A 17,510-nucleotide genomic window follows, 5' to 3' on the forward strand; every position below is an offset into this window, starting at 1 on the left:
GACGCCCGCGTCCGTGCGGCTGCATGGAGTGACCCGCGTCGGCGGTTCCGGCCGCCGCAGGATCGCTTCCACCAGGTGTGTGAATCCCCGTCCCGGCCAGTGCTGCTGTCGGCGGGGCCGCAGACAGTACGGTGAGAGTGGGAGAACTGGTCCGAGCTGTCTGGTCCGCCGAGTCGGTCGGAGGAAGCGATGAGCGGGGATGGGCCCGAGGTTTCCCAGCAGTACTTGCCCAAGCTGCGGCTGGATGAGCTGCTCGACGAACTGCAGGCGCGGATCGACGCGGCGCGCGGCACGCAGGACCGGGTGCACAGCCTGCTGGAAGCGGTGCTGTCGGTCGGGCGGGAGCTGGATCTGCCGCAGGTGCTGCGGCACATCGTCGAGGCCGCCGTCGTGCTCGTGGACGCCGAGTACGGAGCGCTGGGTGTGATCGGCGACGACCGTCGACTGTCCGAGTTCCTGGCGGTGGGCATCAGTGACGAACAGCGGGCGGAGATCGGTGATCTACCGAGCGGCCATGGCATTCTCGGCGAGCTGATCCGCCATCCGGCGCCGCTGCGGCTGCCCGAACTGTCGGAGCACCCGGCGTCCTACGGCTTTCCGGCCCATCACCCGCCGATGCACTCCTTCCTCGGCGTGCCGATCCGGGTGCGCGACGAGGTGTTCGGAAACCTCTACCTCACCGAGAAGCGCAGTGACACGGAGTTCGACGCGGAGGACGAGTCCGTCCTGTCGACGCTGGCAGCGGCCGCCGGAGTGGCCATCGAGAACGCGCGGCTGTACGAGGAGACCAAGCTCCGCGAACGCTGGCAGCGGGCCAGCGGGGAGGTCACGAGCATGCTCCTGACCGGCGCGCCCAGCGCGGAGGTGCTCGAACTCATCGCCGACGAGGCGCGGAAGATCGTCTCCGCGGACATGGGCGTGATCGCTGAGCGGGTACCGGGAGAGGAGGCACTGCGGCCGGCGCTGGCGGTCGGCCTCGGCGCGGAGGAACTCGGCGGCCTGGTGATGTCCGCGACGGACGGTTTCCTGGGGGCCGCGCTGAACACGGCGGAGCCGGTGGTCAGCACCGACGTACGGCGCGATGCCCGCACGGGTGAGGGTGAAACCCAGTGGGCCGGGCTCGGGCCCGTGGTCGCGGTGCCCCTCGGCACCAGCGGCAAGGCGCGTGGTGTGCTCCTGCTGGGCCGTGTGCCGGGTGGCAGGCCGTTCGGCGACGTGGACACCGGGCCGCTGCTCGGCTTCGCCGATCAGGCGGCCCTGGCGCTGGAGCTGGCCGAACGGCGCCGGGACGCGGAGCAGATCACGCTGCTCCAGGACCGGGACCGCATCGCCCGCGACCTGCACGACCTTGCATCCAGCGGCTCTTCGCGGCCGGCATGACCCTGCAGAGTGCGCAGCCCTTCATGGAGCATCCCGAGGGCATGGAACGCCTGGCACGGACCGTCGACGACCTCGACGACACCATCAAGATCATTCGTTCCACGATTTTCGGCCTCCGCCCGCACGGATCGGGCACGAGGGAGGGGAGCGGCCTGCGCGGACGGGTGTCCGAGGCGGTGAAGGCCTCGACCACATCGCTCGGGTTCCCGCCCGCGCTGCGGATCGAGGGACTCGTCGAGACCGACGTTCCCGGCGAGGTCGCGGATCATGCCGTCGCGGTACTGGGCGAGGCGCTGAGCAATGCCGCCCGGCACTCCGGAGCACAAGCCGTGGACGTCCGACTCCAGTGCACCGGCGGTGAGTTGACGCTCACCGTGACGGACGATGGCTGCGGGGTGCCCGGTGACGTCCGACGCAGCGGTCTGAAGAACCTGGAGGAGCGTGCCGTTGCAATCGGAGGCACGCTGACGCTCGGTGAACGGCCGGAGGGCGGCGGCACACGGCTCGTGTGGCGCGTTCCCGTGAGCTCGGACGGAGCCGCGGCCGGACGCTGACCGGCGAAGCCTGCGGCGGCGGCCGCGGTCCGCGGCCGGGAGGACTCATCGCGTCGGGTGGTCGGTGGCGTCGGAGTGTTCGAGATGACTGGCCAGTACCGCGGCCTGGACGCGGCGCTGGACGCCCAGTTTGGCCAGCAGCCGGGAGATATGGTTCTTCACCGTCTTCTCGGACAAGTAGAGCTTCTTGCCGATCTCGCGGTTGGTGAGTCCGTCCCCGATCAGCGCGAGGATGTCCCGCTCGCGGGGCGACAGACTGGCGAGCTCGGGCGCCACGGCCGGTGCCTCGGCGGGGTCCGCGCGCAGGGAGCGCATCAGCCGGGCGGTCGTCGTGGGGTCCAGCATCGACTGACCGGAAGCGACCGTGCGTACTGCCGAGACCAGGTCGGAGCCCTTGATCTGTTTGAGCACATAGCCCGAGGCTCCGGCCATGATCGCGTCGAGCAGGGCTTCCTCGTCGTCGAACGACGTCAGCATCAGACAGGCCAGCTCCGGCATCAGGCTGCGCAGTTCCCGGCAGACGCTGATTCCGTCACCGTCCGGCAGACGGACATCGAGGACGGCCACATGCGGACGCAGCGCCGGACCGCGCACCAGGGCGTGCTCGACACTGTCGGCGTCGCCGACGACCGAGATGTCCGGCTCGGCGTCCAGGAGGTCCGTGATACCGCGGCGTACGACTTCGTGGTCGTCCAACAGGAAGACCCGGATGGGGTTCTGTTCCGAAAAGGTACGTGCGTCGGCCATGACGCCCCCTTGTTCACTGGTGGACTGCGGACCATGAGCTGCCTGTGACGACGATCATCACCCTGGGGGACCGGACGCACTAGGGCCGACCGGCCCAACCGGAGTGTGGTTGTCTCGTTCGGCCGCGGGTCACGGCTGCGGCCGGCGAACCGGGCCGGTCAGCTCGAAGTCCACGTCCACCACACCTTCGACGGCCCGCACCAGGCGTGCGGCCACGGGCACCAAGGAGGTGTCCCTGACCTGGCCCGCGAGTGTGACGACGCCATCGTGCACCTGTACACGGACCGGGGACAACGGGGCACGGAACAGGTACGACACGACTTCCCTGCGGACCTCCTCGGCGATGTCCTCGTCGTCCCTGAGGAACACCTTGAGGAGATCGCTGCGGCTGACGAGACCTTCGAGCCTGCCCGTGTCATCGACGACGGGGAGCCGTTTGACCTTGGCGTGTGCCATGATCCGGGCGGCCTGTGCCAGGGTCGCGTTCGCCTGGACGGTGAGAGCAGGCGACGTCATCAGCTCTCCCGCGGTCACCGCGTCGGCCTTGCCGAGGTCCGAGAGGCGCCGAAGTTGGTCAGGGTCGCTGTCGCGGTACTCCTCCTTGTGCAGCAGGTCGGCCTCGGAGACGACGCCGACCACTCGGTTCTCGCCCTCCAGGACCGGAAGGGCACTGACCTTCCACTGCTCCATCAGCTGCACGATCTGCTTGAAGTCGGCCCCGCGGCCGACGGCTGCGACGGTGTGGGTCATCACATCGCTCACGATGTGCGGGCTGCCATGCACGGTGACTCCCTGGTGGATTCCGAAGCGGTCAGCGAGCGCTTCCGCTGCCGTACGGTGCGTAGAGGTCCAGCAGCCGGGTCCTGGCCGAACGCAGCCGGCGGGCGACGATGTCTCCCAGCCACTGGGCCACTTCCATTCCCAGCGTGGGATCGGCCTGGCACATGGCCCGTACCGCGTCGGCGTCGAACTCGTACGCGCGCACGGGGCTTGTGGCCTCGGCGCCCAGGTGCCAGGTGTGCGGCCCGAACAGCCAGGACCAGCCGATGAGTTCGTTGTGCCCGAGCGTCTCGATGACGGCCGCGCGGCGGCCGGGCACATGGATGTCGAGGACCACTGTGCCGGTTCGGATGATCCAGAACCGGTCCGCGCGCCGTCCCTCCTCGAACAGGCGGGTTCCCTCGGGGAACGACACCTCCTTCGCGACGCCCATCAGGCGCTCGCTGTGCTCGGCCGGCAACGCTCGCAGCTTGTTCGAAGTGGGGGAAGCGTTCATGGTCCTGGCCTCTTCCTGGGGCGTGGTTCTGCCAACTCCAATCTCTTCTTGACGCCCTGCTTCCACCATGGGCCACCCGGCCCCGCAGAGGGGCCGCATGGCAACGGCCGGGGCAGACAGCCGGGTCCTTGCCGGCACCGTGCGGGAGCGACGCCGCTCGTGCCGTGGACGCAGGGCCGCCTTGGGCCGAAGAGCCCCTCGAAAAGGCTTGCCCGGCCCGGCCCCTGCACCCGTGCTCGCCCCGATACCGGGCTCGGGGCAGCAGAGGAATCCACGGGCAGGCAGGGGTGCGGATCATGATGCGGCACGTCGCCGCGGGGATCGACGGTTCTCCCTCGTTTGCGAGGAGCACGGCGGCGAGACCGTCTCACGGACGCTGGACCGGCCGCCGAGGAAGCGGTGCCGCGCGGCGCGGTGCACGGTGCCGCTGCCCCGGTCGCGGTGATCCCGCACGATGGAGCACCTTCCCCACGATCCGCGGTGCTCGAACGGACCCCGCGGGTGCTGCCGGCGGCCCTATCCGCTCCGGCCCATGACGTAGAGCAGTGCCATGACGTCACACGGGCCGTCAGGGACCGAGCTGGGAGGCCGGTCGACCTGTGTGACCGGCCGTGTTCGGTGCGTGCTCGTGCCGCGGTGGGGCGACCCTCACGGGGCGGCCCCGCAACGTCGACTCCGCCTGGACGGTGGAGTATTGCCGGGGCCAACCTCTCCGGGTCATGTGGTCTTGCGGCCCCCTTGAGCTCCGAGTCGGTCCCACTCACGGCCCCACTCGGCGTAGCGGCGCTGATCGAGCCGCCACTGCGCGACGCGGCCGGTAGCGAACGCGAGGCCCGCGAAGGCCGCTGCGGCCCCCGCACCGAGCATGCCCGCCTCGAAGGCCGCCGCCCATGCGGTCGGCGGCTCCGTGGTGGGGCGGCCGCCGCTGTCCAGCCAGATGACGACCCTCGATCCGGCCCGGTGCCCGGAGTCCACCAGGGCCCGGCCGGTACGGGTGGAGCCGTCCGGGGTCGTCCAGCGGACCGTCGCCCTGACCCAGTCATGGGCCGTGCCCTCGGCCGTCGGCGCAATCCGTGCCGTGTTCTCGACGAGGACGGCTGAGACCGAGTGCCGCTCGTGGCGCAGCTGCCCGAAGGACTCGTCGGCGGCATGGCCTGCCATCACGCCGACCAGAGTGCCGCCCAATGCGATGACGGTCCAGACGACCAGAATGATCCAGGCCTCGACGACGTCGTTGTGCCGTCGCAACGGATTGCTGCGCCACCGCCACAGCAGCTGCCCCGCACACTTTGTCCTGCGCATCGCACCGCACCTCCTCGTCGTCGAGGACAGCAACGTGACATTTCGGGAGCGAGTGACGGCAGAGGCCGACCGGACGGCATTGCTGGGCCGTCCGGCGCCGCCACTCGCCGGGCATCGGGCTGTCCAGCCCAAGGTGGTGAGGAGCGGCCGGCTCGGTGCGCTCACGCACAGACGTCGGTCCCTCTGGACGGGCCCCCTCGGTCCGGCAATGGGGGCCGACCGGCCCATGTGAACAGCATCCGCCACGGTCAGGCTGGACATACAAGGTCACTCCGCGCGCCAGGAGGCCGTTCAGCGGAACCTGGCCACAGCCCATTATTCCGGCCGGAGCGGAGCAGCGCCTGCAGGAGGCCGATTGCTCGTCGTCGTCGCTCACGACCGGCATCGGTCAGGCCCAGGAAGGGCATCGGTCAGGCCCAGGAAGGGATCGTCATGAAGGCACTCGTGTTCCACGGCCTCGGAAGGGCCGCATGGGAGGACGTCGCCGACCCCGGCATCCAGGAGGCCACCGACGCGATCGTCCGCGTCGACGCAGTCACCATCTGCGGAACCGACCTGCACATCCTCAAGGGAGATGTCCCGGAGGTACGCCCGGGCACCGTGCTCGGGCACGAAGCCGTCGGGGAGATCGTCGAGGTGGGCAGCGACGTCCGCACGGTCCGCCCCGGCGATCGTGTCCTGCTCTCGTGCATTACGGCGTGCGGCCGTTGCCGGTTCTGCCGCGAAGGCATGTACGGGCAGTGCCGCGACGGCGGGGGCTGGATCCTCGGCCACCTGATCGACGGCACACAGGCCGAGTACGTGCGTGTGCCGCACGCTGACCTGTCCACACATCTGCTGCCCGGCGCGTTGGAGAGCAAGGACGCCGTGCTGCTCGCCGACATCTTCCCCACCGCCTACGAGGTGGGTGTGCTGAACGGGCGGGTGCGGCCCGGAGACACCGTCGTCGTGGTCGGTGCGGGGCCCATCGGCCTGGCCGCGATCGCCACGGCGCGGTTCTTCGCCCCCGAGAAGATCATCGCCGTGGACCTCGCCCCCGGCCGGCTGGATGCCGCCAAACACCTTGGTGCCGACGCCGTGGCGGTGGCCGGCGACGAGGCCGAGCAGCTGACTGCCGACCTGACGCAGGGCCTCGGAGCCGACGTGGTCATCGAAGCGGTCGGGGTGCCGGAGAGCTTCGAGACGTGTACGCGCATGGTGCGGCCCGGCGGGCACGTGGCCAACGTCGGCGTACACGGCAAGCCCGCCACACTGCACCTCGAAGACCTGTGGAACAAGAACGTGACGATCACCACCGGCCTGGTCGACACGCACTCCACTCCGACCCTGCTGCGCATGATGGCCGCCGGCCACCTGCCCGCGTCGTCCATGGTCACCCACACCTTCCCGCTGGACGCCATGGAGGAGGCGTACGACGTCTTCTCGGGGGCCGCCGATACCGGCGCGCTCAAGGTCGTCCTCGGCGGGCCGCAGCACGACGCCCTCACAGTCAGGATGCCCTGACAGGAAGTGAAGGATCATGTCCGAACAGGCAGCGCCGCGCATGGCTTCCACCACGGCGGGCGGCGCAAAGAGCGATATCGGGCGTCGCATCGCCAGGCGACGCGAGGAGCTCGGTATGAGCCGGGAGGAGGCGGCCGCACGGGCGGGCACGACTCCTGGCTACGTCCAGTACCTGGAGGAACAGTCCACCGCGATGCCCGGGACCGCCGTCCTCATCCGGCTCGCCGACGCACTGGCGACCAGTGTGGCCGCCCTGCATGGCGGTGATGCCGACCTGCCACCGGGTACCGGTCGGGCGGCCCGGCGCCCCGAGCTGATCGAACTCAGCGCCGAGGAGTGCCGGGCACGGCTCTCGAGGCACGGCATCGGAAGGCTCGCGACGGACACGCCGGACGGGCCGATCATCGTGCCCCTCAACTACAACGTCGTCGATGGCGCGATCACCTTCAGGACGGCACCCGACGCCGTTCCCGCGACAGCCGCCGGGGCGCTCGTCGCCTTCGAGGTCGACCACATAGACGAGGCGCTCAGTCAGGGCTGGAGCGTGCTCATACGCGGCCGCGCCCGAGCCGTGCGGGAGCCGGACGCCGTGGAACGGCTGGAGGCGCTTGCGTACAGCCGTCCATGGGCGGGCGGCGAGCGTGACGTGTGGGTGCGTATCGAGCCCGAGAGCATCACCGGCCGCCGGATCGCGGTGCGCTGACCCCGGTCGACCGCAGGGTCCACAGGGGCGGGCACTCCCCGGCCACTCTCCGGCCGCCCTGGACCGATGGGCCCTCGCCTCCGTCCCTGGCCGCTGCACAGGATGAAAGACGTACCGCTGTACCGCGTGAAAGTGACCTCCGTGATGAATCCCCACGACGACTTCCATGAGCTCGACCGGCAGGAGTGCCTCCGTCTGCTGCAGCGGGCACCGATCGGCCGCATCGTCCACACGCGTCACGCCTTGCCCGCGGTCCTGCCCGTCAATTTCTGCCTGGACAACGATTCCGCGGTACTGCTGCGCACCTCCGCCGACTCGGAGCTGGCCGCTGCCGTCGATGGTGTGGTGGTCGCCTTCGAAGCGGACGAGGTGGACGTGACGACCCACTCCGGTTGGAGCGTCGTGGTGACCGGCTGCGCCACGGTGGTGACCGACCCCGCCGAGCACGCCCGGTTGTCCCTGAGCGTTCCGCACCTGTGGGTGGCTGTGCGTGAGGAAGTCTTCATCCGCATCGAGTCCGAGTTGGTCACCGGCCGTCAACTCGTCGGAGGACGCACGCTCTACGGGGCCGACCTCTCCTCCTGAGCGCTGTCTCGTGGTTAGGGCCGGTGACCCGGCCTTCGACCGTCCCATGAGGTTCGTCGGGCCGTTGTACCCCCACGACTCGGCAGAGTGGCCGGCACAGTTCACGCCGTGCGGCCGTGTCTTCAGCGGGTCGGTGGCTCCCATGAGAGCCCGCTGCGGACCAGGTCGAACGTTCTGTTGAGCACGGTGACCGCGTCGTCGCCGGAGCCGGGCTGCCAGCAGGTGACGGCCGCCTGCTGGGCGGCGAAGGCGACCGCCGCGGTGGTGCGGACGTACAGGTCGCTCTCCGGTAGGCCGGTGCGTGCCGCCACCGCCGCGATGACCGCGTCCTCGACCGCACGGTGCGTCTGGGTGATGCGCGGCAGCAGTTCGGGGCGCTCGCGCAGCAGCGCCGCGCGCCCCAGCAGGAGCCCGCCCGTGGTGAGTTCGCCCAGGCGCTCGGCGAGCACCGCGTGGATCGCCTCCAGCGGAGTCTCGTGCGCGGGGCGGTCGGTGATCCTCTGCTGGATCAGGGAGGGGATGCCCTCCTCCAGCGAGAAGACCGCCTCTTCCTTGGTCGAGAAGTAGTTGAAGAAAGTGCGGGGAGAGACACCTGCCTCCGCGCAGATGTCCTCCACCGTGACCGCGTCCGGGCCGTGCCGGCGGAAGAGGGTCACCGCCGAGGCCTGCAGAGCTCTTCTGGTCGCCCGCTTCTTGCGCTCGCGCAATCCCTCCGGGGGGCTGCTCGTCACGGGTGTCACGGGTGTCATCACACCGCCGGAGTCTACTGTCGTCCAGGATTGGTTGCAGTACTGCAAAAATGCAGTGCTGCAAGTTTGTCTATCATGGGCCCTTGGGCTGCCGACCCGGGCCGGATCAGGTCCTTCCGGCAGCCCTGGTTCGAGCAGCGAGCAGTCCGAGGAGGGCCCCCATGGCGGAACAGACCGAGCGGCCCCCTGGACCGGCCTCGGCCAGAGTGCTGGCTGAGGCGCTGTGGTTTCCGGTGATCCTCTTCCTCGGCTTCCTGTTCTGCTTCGCCCCCGCCCTTCACGCACCACAGCCCCACCATGTGAAGGTGGCGGTCGCGGATCGGGCCGGCGCGCGGCGGGTCGACAGCGAGCTGCGGCGGCAGCACCCCGGCGGTTTCGACATCACGGCGGTGACCGACGAGCGAGCAGCCCGGCAGGCGGTGCTGGACCGGCATGCCGCGGCGGGCTTCGTCGGCCACGGCCGGCATCCGGTGCTGTATGTGGCCAAGGCCAACGGCATGTCGTTCGAGCAGATGCTGCGCACCGTGTTCACCAAGGTCGCCGCCCGGAGTCACCACCGGCTCACGGTCGAGGACGTGGCGCCCACCGCGAGCAAGGACCTGCTGGGCTCGACCCTGCTCTACTTCGGAATCGCCTGGAGCGTCCCCGGTTACATCCTCGCGACCACCCTGCTGCGTGCGGTGACGTTCACCCGGGGCAGGAAACTGCTGACGATCGTGGGTGCCGCCGCCCTGTTCAGCGTTGCCGGCCATCTGATCGGCACAGGTCTCGGCTACCTGCCCGCCGACCCCTCCGCCATGGCGATCGCCTTCCTGCTCACCATGGCTGTGGCCACGTCCGCCTCGGGTCTGGCCCTCTTCACCCGGCAGTTCTTTCCCGCGGTGGGCATGGGCCTGTTCATCGTGCTCAGCATCCCCACCAGCGGCGGCGCGGTGGCCGCCCCGATGCTGCCGACGTTCTTCCAGCACGTGCATGCAGTGATGCCCCTGGCCAACGCGCTCGACGCCTTGCGCGGCGTCCTCTACTTCGACGGCGCCGGGGTGTTCAAGCCCGTTCTGGTGCTGTGCGCGTGGATCGCCGCGGGCGCCGTCCTGCTCGGCCTCGACGCCCGGCTCCGGAACCGCAGGGCCGCCGGACTGTCCGCCGACGGCGACCAGGAGGAGGTGGAGGAGCCCCCGGTGGACGACCCGGCGCTGGAAATGCCGATTCCCACCGCGCTGCCCGTCCACCGTCACCATCACTTCGGCGAGCCGGTGCCGATGCTGGTCGGCACCATCCACGACTCCGAGCTGCGCCCCGTCCGCGGTGCCGCAGTGCTCGTCATGGACACCGCGGGTCGGCAACTGCTGCGTACCGTCACCGACGAACACGGGGAGTACGCCGCGACCGGTCTCCCCGAGGGATACCTCAGCGTCGTGGTCTCGTCCGCCGGCCGGAATCCGATGGTCCACCAGAAGCTGCTGCGGCCCGGTGCGGTTGCCCGCGCGGACTTCGCGTTGCGCAGCCGGCAGGAGGTGTCGCGACAGGCGCACTAGGCACTGCGCGGCAACAACCGGAGCGCCGTCTCGCGTCCTGTCGCTCCGGTTGGGTCGGAGGGTTGTCTCGGGTGCCGTCGCTCCGGTCGGGTCGGAAGGCTGTCCCGGGTGTCGTCGCTCCGGCGTGTTCGGAGTGCCGTCCCGCGTGCCGCCTCGGCGGCGTGCCGGCCGCGCACAAGGTCCCGCCTCGACCGGGCCGACATCCACGGCTGTCTGCGCCGCACGACACCAGGGCCTGTCCGGCGGTTCGTGTCGGAGACGCGGGGTCCTGGTGCGCTCATCGGCGGCGTTGTCGTCGGTTGCCGACTCCCCCACGCTCGGCTTCGCTCGCGCGGGGGACCCCCATCGCGTCGTCGCCTTCCCCCTCCTTGCAGCTGGACGCACCAGGACCCGCTCACCTGCGCTGATGAGGCGCCGCTGGTCCCCTCCGACCTGATCCGCCGGACAGGCCCTAGTGTCGTCGCCATGACCGAAAACACCCTGCGCTCGGTGACCATCGAGCGGACCGGCGCCGGCCACTTCACCGCGACGAACCCACGCGGTGGCGAGATCAGCTTCGGCACCGCTTCCGATCCCCACGGCGGCTCCGACTTCACCCCGGTCGAGCTGTTGCTCGCCGCGATCGGGGGCTGCACCGCGGCCGATGTCGATGTCGCCACCGGCCGCCACGCGGAGCCCACCGGGTTCACCGTCACCGTGACCGGCGACAAGATCAGTGACGAGCTCGGCAACCGGATGACCCATCTCGCGGTGACCTTCACCGTCGCTTTCCCGGACGGCGAACTCGGCGATCGCGCCCGCGCGATCCTGCCCAGGGCGGTCAAGACCTCCCACGACCGGCTCTGCACCGTCAGCCGCACGGTCGAGATCGGTACGCCCGTCACCGCGACGGTCGAGGACGCCTGGCCACGCCGAACACGACTGCGTAGCCACCGCGTTGCCGCTCGCCGACGCGGCGGCTTCCGGCAGCTTTGCCATCCCTTTACAACCCGCTCCGCCGCCGCCTCGTCTCTCCGCTCGATCCGTGACCCAGCCCGCCGAGTCATCGGGTGGGCGGACCGACGAAAGAGAGCGATTCATGCGCCGAACTGTCCTCAGCGCCATGGCACTCGCGAGCACCGCCGTGCTGGCGAGCACGGTGCCCGCGTTCGCAGACGGGGCGAGCCCCACCCCCACCAGCCGCCCGACCGCCACCTCCGCACCCGCCCCGGCCACCACCGCCCCGACCCCGACCGCCAGCTCCGCGCCGACCACCGCCGCCCCGGCTCCCAGCGCCGTACCGACGCGGGCGTCGGCCCCGAGCCAGGTCTCCGTCGTACCGAGCGGTGCGCCGAACACCGGTGTGGCACCGGTGTCGAAGCAGTCCGGAGCCGGGGGCGGGCTGATCGGCGGGGGTGCTGCCGCGGTGTTCGCCGTGGGAGGCGCGGCGGTGTTCGTCGTACGGCGTCGGCGGGCGACCGGGGCATGACCCTGCCCTCCAGGCGGGCCTTCGCCACCGCGGCGTTGGCCTCGTTGCTCGTGGGCTGCGGCGGCCACGGGGCCGGCCGGGCCACGACCGCACACCGCAGGAGCGCGCCGCCATCGTCCCCCGACAAGGCTGCGCCCACCCTCGGGCGTTCGGTGCCGGCCACGCTGCGGATCCCCGCCATCGGGGTCGACACCCCGGTCGTACAGCTGGGGTTGGCCGCGGACGGCAGCGTGCAGGTGCCTCCGATCGCGGCACACGACCGGGCGGGCTGGTACCGGCATTCGCCGACGCCGGGTCGGATCGGCCCGTCGGTGATCCTCGGCCATGTCACGGTCGGTGCCTACGGGGACGGGGTCTTCCGTCACCTCGCGCGGCTGGGTCGGGGTGACCGGATCGTGGTGCGCCTGGAGAACGGCTCGACGGCGGAGTTCGCGGTCACCTCCGTACGGACCGTCGCCAAGGCGGAGTTCCCTGCGGACGCGGTCTACGGGGACGTGAACCGGCCCGAGCTGCGACTCATCACGTGCGGCGGCCCCCGTACCGGTGACGGATACCTCGACAACGTGATCGTCTTCGCGGCGCTGAGCTCCGCGACTCCCTGACCCGCCCTCCCGGATCCCGGGCCGACGGAACCTGCGCCGACGGCCCGGGCTCTTCCCCCACGACTTCTCTTCGAGTCCCCACGAGTGCCCTCACGACCATGGAGAGCGTTGAAACGGTCCCGCGAGAAGGCAGCGTCCGAGCTGTTCGCCGCCCTCTACCCGCGTCTCGCCGGCTGGTGCCGCCGGCTGGTCGACGACGACGAGACGGCCCATGAGATCGCCTCGGAGGCGTTCACCCGGCTCTGGGCCCGCTGGACCTCCGTGGCGGAGCCCCGTGGCTTCCTCTACGTCACCGCGGCCAACCTCGTCCGGGACCACTGGCGCAAGCTCGAACGCGAACGCAGAGCCGTGCGCCGTGCCACCGCCGAAGCCGCGGTCCGCCCGCAGACCGAACAGGCCGACCCGTCGGTACGCCTGCTCGTGCAGTCGCTGCCGGAACGACTGCGCGTCCCGATCCTGCTGCACTACTACGCTGACATGCCGATCCGGGAGGTGTCCGCGCTGACCGGGCGCAAGGAAGGAACCATCAAGGCCGACCTCCACGCGGCCCGCGAACTGCTCCGCGCCCACCTGGGGAGAAGCCTTGATCACACACTCTGACGACGGACCGGACTTCGAACCGGACGACCCCCTCGCCGTGATCCTGCGGCCCTCCTCCGACTACCTCGGCCCACCCGCGGGCCGCTACGAGGCGATCCGCCGCGGTGCGGCCCGCCGCAGGCTGCTGCGCACCGCGGTCGGGGTCGGCCTGTCGTGCGCCGTCGCCGCCCTTGTCGCGCTGCCGCTGCGCCTGGCGACCACTTCCGAGGCACCGGCGTCCCCGACGGTCCCGCTCGCTCCGCCGCCCGCGAGCAGTCCCTCGGTCGCGCCCACTCCGGCGTCGCCCGAGCCCGTCAGCCCCCGCCCCGGCAGCGGCACTCGGAGCACCACCCCCCGTCCCAGCGCGACGACTCGTACCGACAGCCCCGGCACCCCGACCAGCACGGCCGTGCCCACCCGTGCGCCGTCGGCGACACCGACCCCCGCACCGAAGTAGTTTTGAACATGTTCAAGTCGGGGCGTACGCTCCTGCCATGAGCGACAGAGCCGCCCTCCTCAAGGGCATCCGCGCATGGCTGGTCACCTTTGTCGTCTGCCTGGTGCTCAGCGGCGCCACGGCATTCCCCCTGGTGCACGAACTGCACTGGACCGAGGACCTGTTGCGGTCCCTGTCGGTGCCCGAGCACCTGCCCGTCCTGATGGACTGGATCGAGCACGTACGCCGCGGTCTCGACGCCACCGACGCCAAGTACCCCTTCGTGCTGTACGGAACGGACTGGCTGGCGTTCGCGCATCTCGTGATCGCGGTCGCCTTCTACGGGCCCTACCGCGATCCGGTCCGCAACATCTGGGTCGTCGAGTTCGGCATGATCGCCTGCGCCGGCATCGTCCCGCTCGCGCTGATCTGCGGACCGATCCGCGCAATCCCCTTCTGGTGGACCCTCATTGACATGTCCTTCGGCGTCATCGGGGTGATCCCGCTGTACGTCGTACGGAAGAAGATCAAGCGGCTCGAGGCGCTCACCCCGAACCCGGGTCAGGCCGCTCCGGCTCTGGCTACTTGAGCGCCGCCAGCGCGATCCGCTGGGCCACCGGGTTCATCGACTCGCCCTTGGCGTCGGTCGTGTTGACCGAGTAGACGAGGGTGCGCGACAGGTCCCGGGTGGCCGCGACGACCGTGCTGTAGCCGTACCGGGCGCCCGACTTGAGCCAGTAGATCCTGCCCCCGTACTCGAAGCGCTGGAGTCCCGCGCTCATGTCGGCGTCCTTGATGCCCGAGGGAACCGTGAACATCTCCTCCAGCTGCGGCTCGGGGACCAGATCGCCCCGGAAGAGGTGGGTGATCAGCCGTTCCAGATCCGCCGTCGTGGAGATCATGTCGCCCGCCGCCCAGCGGTCCGCCTGATTCCAGTCTGTGACGTCGACGAACTCGGTCGAACCGCCGGCCCGTTTCACCGCCTGGTAGCCGTGGTTGTGCGGTCCGTGGATGCGCGGGTCGGTGCCGGGGAAGGACGAGTGGTGCATCCTGGCGGGTCGGAGGACCCGACGGGTCGCTTCCTGTGCGTACGTGCGCCCGGTCACCTTCTCGATCAGCATGCCGAGGATCGTGTAGTTGATGTTCAGATAATCCTGCTGCTTGCCCGGGCAGAATTCCGGGCCCTTCGCCACCGCCGAGGCGACGACCTCCCTCGGCGTCAGCGTGTCGAAGCGGTGTGCGTAGGCGTCCTCGAAGGAGTCGCCGAAGCCGTCGCCCGCCTGGATCCCGCTGGTGTGGTTCAGCAACTGCCGTACGGTGATGGGCTTGAAGGCGCTCGACAGCAGTCCGGGCAGGTAGTGCTGCACGGGGGTGCCCAGGTCGACCTTGCCCTCCGCCGCGAGCTGGAGCACGACCGCCGCCGTGACGACCTTCGTGGTGGAACCGGCGCGGAAGAACGCGTTCGGGTCGGCGTCCCGTCCACTCGCCAGATCGTGCACGCCCGCGCTGCCGCGCCAGCGTCCGTCGGTGCCCCCGACCCGTACGAGCGCGGCGGTCGCGTCCGCGTCCGGGAGCCCGGCGAGAGCGGCGCGCAGGGCCCCGGTGTCGGGTCCGGCCGTCCGCGTGGCGACCGTGCCGGGGGAGGCGAGCGCGGACGCGCTCAAGGGGCCGGCGGCGAGACCGAGGGCGAGGACCACGGCGAGGGCAACTGCGGGACGGCGTACGGCCATTGAGTACTCCTGCGGACTGTGTGGCGATCGAAGAGGGTGTTCATCCTCCGGCCGTACGCGGTCCCCGGGGATCGTCACTGAGGAGGGCGCCGTCCCCCGCATCGGCGCAAGGGTCGCCCCTAGGGGGCCTGGACACGGTTCTCGCGGGGCGAAGGTCTCGCCCTGACCGCCCTCGCAAAAAACTGTTATCGCGGAGCGTCCGCTTCCGTCTCCCGAGGTGAAACGTCGTGGCCATGGCCCCGTACGCCGCGGCCATGGCCAAGAAGGTACGTTCCGAAGGCGAAGAGACCAGGGGAGGGACGGACGTGGACGGGCGGGAGTGGCGCTCCACCGTCGCGGCCGCGCAGGCCGGAGACCGGCGCGCGCTCGACGAGCTGGTCGCGGGCTGGCTGCCCCTCGTCTACAACATCGTCGGCCGCGCGCTGAACGGCCACGCGGACGTCGACGACGTCGTGCAGGAGACCATGCTGCGCGCCGTCGACAACCTCGGCACGCTGCGCGATCCGGACAGTTTCCGGTCCTGGCTGGTGGCCATCGCGATGCGCCAGATACGGGACCGGGCGCGCCGCCGGACCTCCGAGACGCTCGACGACAGCGCGGGCGACCAGGCCGCCGACTTCGCCGAACTGACCGTACTGCGGCTCCAGCTGGAGGGGCAGCGGCGCGAGGTCGCCGAGGCGGTGCGCTGGCTCGACGACGAGGACCGTCAGCTGCTGTCGTTGTGGTGGCTGGAGGTCGCGGGCGAGCTCACCCGGCGGGAACTGGCGGCCGCCGTGGGTATCAGCCGGCAGCACGCCGCCGTCCGCGTCCAGCGCATGAAGGAGCGCCTGGATACCGCGCGTGGCATAGTCCGGGCACTCGACTCGTCCTGCCCCGAGCTGCCCGAGGTGACCGCCCGCTGGGACGGACGGCCGGACTCGGTGTGGCGCAAGCGGCTGGCCCGGCACGTCCGGGGCTGCGCGTCCTGCTCGGGTGCGCGCGAGGTCGTCGTACCGGCCGAACGGCTCCTCGTCGGGATCGCGCTCGTGCCGGTGCCGGTCGGCTTCACGCTCTCGCTGGCCCTCGGCGGCAAGACGGCGGCGGCCGCAACCGGCGTCGGATGGTCCGCCAAGGTGATCAGCGCGCTCAGCAAGCCCGCCGTGGCGGTGACGGCCGGCGCGACGATCGTGGCCGGCGGCGCGTACGTGGTGACGCAGACCCCGGACAAACCGCCTTCGCGGGCCGCCGTCTCGCCCACGGCGGCGAGTACGGCCCGCCCCCCGTCGCGTACTCCGTCAGCCACGCCGTCCGCCTCGCCCTCGCCCTCGCCCTCGCTCTCGCCCTCACCGTCGCCGACGAGGACCGACGTGTACGGCACGGTCGTCGATGCCGTCGACCGGGCTCCGGAACCGGACGCGCGACCCGGCGCCCTGCCGCACCGGCCCGAGTCCGGGATCACCAGCACCGGCGGCGCGAAGGCCGTGATGCAGCACCGCGGAGACAGCGTGACCCTCAGCGGCAAGGGATACGTCCTGGTGCGCTGGCAGATCTCGCCGAGGTCCCGGCCCGGGGCACTGGTCATGCCGGCCTGGACCGGCCTCGAGGGGAAGCTCTTCCACGTGGCGTCGGGCGGTGGCCGACGGATGGACGACGCCCTCGCGGGGAGCCCCGACGGCTACGCCACGGGCATGGGCGGGCCGGACATCGGATACGCCGTACTGCCGTCCGGCACCCAGCAGATGTGGCAGAACGAGTACTACTACCTCGACGGCACCGTCACCCTCACCGTGAACGAACGGGGCGCCGACTACGGCCTGATCGTCTTTCCGTCGAGCTGGGACGAGGCGAGCAGGGATGTCACGACCGGCCCGGCCCAGGGCGCGATCCGCTACGGCCTGGTCCGGGACAACGGCGAGAACACGGCCCCGGTACCGCAGTACCTGACCCGCTCCACCCCCATCGATCCGGCGACGGTCGCTCAGCGCTCCCGCGTATAGCGCTCCTGCGCGGCCATGACCTCGTCGCCGTGCTCGAAGGCCCAGGCGCCGAAGGCGCCGATGGGGTCGAGCAACGACCGCCCGAGCGCGCTGAGTTCGTACTCGACCCGAGGCGGCGAACCGCCGTACGCCCGCCGCAGCACGAGCCCGTTGAACTCCAGCCGCCGCAGCGTCTCGGTCAGCACCTTCTGGCTGATGCCGCCGATGAGCTCGCGCAGCTCGCCGTGGCGCACCCGGCCGTGCCGCAGCGCCCACAGCACAACGGAGTTCCAGGTGTTGGCGAGCAGATCGAAGGCGAGCCGGGCCCGGCAGTCGGCGAGGAAGTCTTCGGTCGTCACGTACCGAATGGTGCCCGAGCGGATTCCTACTGTCGTGCTGGATTCGG

The 17,510-nt window shown here is 70.8% G+C and carries 17 protein-coding genes and 2 pseudogenes; 12 read left to right on the forward strand and 7 right to left on the reverse strand.

Annotation, left to right across the window (positions count from 1 at the left end; genetic code table 11):
• The first annotated feature begins 189 nt into the window (after positions 1-189).
• Positions 190-1,934 (forward strand): annotated as a pseudogene (locus OG390_RS36890) (GAF domain-containing protein).
• 45 nt (positions 1,935-1,979) lie between these two features.
• On the opposite strand, the gene OG390_RS36895 reads toward OG390_RS36890, so the two are convergent.
• The 4 genes from OG390_RS36895 to OG390_RS36910 all read right to left on the reverse strand — a co-directional run bounded on the left by OG390_RS36895 (position 1,980) and on the right by OG390_RS36910 (position 5,259).
• Positions 1,980-2,681: a response regulator gene (locus OG390_RS36895; protein WP_406173956.1), complete on the reverse strand. Its 702-nt coding sequence runs from the start codon at positions 2,679-2,681 to the stop codon at positions 1,980-1,982.
• 129 nt (positions 2,682-2,810) lie between these two features.
• Positions 2,811-3,464, reverse strand: a complete 654-nt coding sequence (locus OG390_RS36900) for a CBS domain-containing protein (protein ID WP_406173958.1) — start codon at positions 3,462-3,464, stop codon at positions 2,811-2,813.
• Positions 3,465-3,492: 28 nt separating this feature from the next.
• Complete coding sequence (locus OG390_RS36905; RefSeq protein WP_406173959.1) at positions 3,493-3,957, reverse strand: Crp/Fnr family transcriptional regulator; 465 nt, start codon at positions 3,955-3,957, stop codon at positions 3,493-3,495.
• Between the two features lie 717 nt (positions 3,958-4,674).
• Positions 4,675-5,259: a hypothetical protein gene (locus tag OG390_RS36910; protein WP_406173961.1), complete on the reverse strand. Its 585-nt coding sequence runs from the start codon at positions 5,257-5,259 to the stop codon at positions 4,675-4,677.
• A 432-nt stretch (positions 5,260-5,691) separates the two neighbouring features.
• Between OG390_RS36910 and OG390_RS36915 the strand changes: the two genes are divergently transcribed.
• The 3 genes from OG390_RS36915 (at position 5,692) to OG390_RS36925 (ending at position 8,050) form a co-directional block, all read left to right on the forward strand.
• Positions 5,692-6,762: a zinc-dependent alcohol dehydrogenase family protein gene (locus OG390_RS36915; RefSeq protein ID WP_406173963.1), complete on the forward strand. Its 1,071-nt coding sequence runs from the start codon at positions 5,692-5,694 to the stop codon at positions 6,760-6,762.
• A 16-nt stretch (positions 6,763-6,778) separates the two neighbouring features.
• Positions 6,779-7,465, forward strand: a complete 687-nt coding sequence (locus OG390_RS36920) for a helix-turn-helix domain-containing protein (protein ID WP_406173965.1) — start codon at positions 6,779-6,781, stop codon at positions 7,463-7,465.
• A gap of 144 nt (positions 7,466-7,609) precedes the next feature.
• A complete protein-coding gene (locus OG390_RS36925) occupies positions 7,610-8,050 on the forward strand; it encodes a pyridoxamine 5'-phosphate oxidase family protein (protein WP_406178067.1) in 441 nt (146 codons plus the stop codon).
• Between the two features lie 122 nt (positions 8,051-8,172).
• On the opposite strand, the gene OG390_RS36930 is transcribed toward OG390_RS36925, so the two are convergent.
• Positions 8,173-8,781, reverse strand: a complete 609-nt coding sequence (locus OG390_RS36930) for a TetR family transcriptional regulator (protein ID WP_406173967.1) — start codon at positions 8,779-8,781, stop codon at positions 8,173-8,175.
• Between the two features lie 179 nt (positions 8,782-8,960).
• Between OG390_RS36930 and OG390_RS36935 the strand changes: the two genes are divergently transcribed.
• The 7 genes and pseudogenes from OG390_RS36935 to OG390_RS36965 all read left to right on the forward strand — a co-directional run bounded on the left by OG390_RS36935 (position 8,961) and on the right by OG390_RS36965 (position 14,008).
• Positions 8,961-10,334, forward strand: a complete 1,374-nt coding sequence (locus OG390_RS36935) for a carboxypeptidase regulatory-like domain-containing protein (RefSeq protein ID WP_406173968.1) — start codon at positions 8,961-8,963, stop codon at positions 10,332-10,334.
• Between the two features lie 465 nt (positions 10,335-10,799).
• A pseudogene (locus OG390_RS36940) lies at positions 10,800-11,237 on the forward strand (OsmC family protein); the annotation flags it as partial.
• Positions 11,238-11,412: 175 nt separating this feature from the next.
• Complete coding sequence (locus tag OG390_RS36945) at positions 11,413-11,802, forward strand: sortase-dependent protein (RefSeq protein ID WP_406178069.1); 390 nt, start codon at positions 11,413-11,415, stop codon at positions 11,800-11,802.
• Entirely contained in the window at positions 11,799-12,404 is a 606-nt protein-coding gene (locus OG390_RS36950) for a class F sortase (protein ID WP_406178071.1), read from the forward strand. Before OG390_RS36945 ends, OG390_RS36950 begins: the two co-directional genes overlap by 4 nt.
• Positions 12,405-12,512: 108 nt before the next feature.
• Entirely contained in the window at positions 12,513-13,004 is a 492-nt protein-coding gene (locus tag OG390_RS36955; protein ID WP_406173970.1) for an RNA polymerase sigma factor, read from the forward strand.
• Positions 12,988-13,440: a hypothetical protein gene (locus OG390_RS36960; protein ID WP_406173972.1), complete on the forward strand. Its 453-nt coding sequence runs from the start codon at positions 12,988-12,990 to the stop codon at positions 13,438-13,440. The genes OG390_RS36955 and OG390_RS36960 overlap by 17 nt, the downstream gene beginning before the upstream one ends.
• 37 nt (positions 13,441-13,477) lie before the next feature.
• Positions 13,478-14,008, forward strand: a complete 531-nt coding sequence (locus OG390_RS36965; RefSeq protein ID WP_406173974.1) for a hypothetical protein — start codon at positions 13,478-13,480, stop codon at positions 14,006-14,008.
• On the opposite strand, the gene OG390_RS36970 is transcribed toward OG390_RS36965, so the two are convergent.
• Positions 14,001-15,149, reverse strand: a complete 1,149-nt coding sequence (locus tag OG390_RS36970) for a serine hydrolase domain-containing protein (protein ID WP_406173975.1) — start codon at positions 15,147-15,149, stop codon at positions 14,001-14,003. The genes OG390_RS36965 and OG390_RS36970 overlap by 8 nt on opposite strands.
• Positions 15,150-15,403: 254 nt before the next feature.
• Between OG390_RS36970 and OG390_RS36975 the strand changes: the two genes are divergently transcribed.
• Positions 15,404-17,125 carry an RNA polymerase sigma factor gene (locus OG390_RS36975; protein ID WP_406178073.1) on the forward strand — a complete coding sequence of 574 codons (1,722 nt, stop codon included), beginning with the start codon at positions 15,404-15,406 and terminating at the stop codon, positions 17,123-17,125.
• On the opposite strand, the gene OG390_RS36980 is transcribed toward OG390_RS36975, so the two are convergent.
• Complete coding sequence (locus OG390_RS36980) at positions 17,107-17,463, reverse strand: winged helix-turn-helix transcriptional regulator (RefSeq protein ID WP_406173977.1); 357 nt, start codon at positions 17,461-17,463, stop codon at positions 17,107-17,109. The genes OG390_RS36975 and OG390_RS36980 overlap by 19 nt on opposite strands.
• Between the last annotated feature and the right edge of the window lie 47 nt (positions 17,464-17,510).

It is taken from the genome of Streptomyces sp. NBC_00996 (assembly GCF_045162675.1).
Lineage (GTDB): Bacteria > Actinomycetota > Actinomycetes > Streptomycetales > Streptomycetaceae > Streptomyces.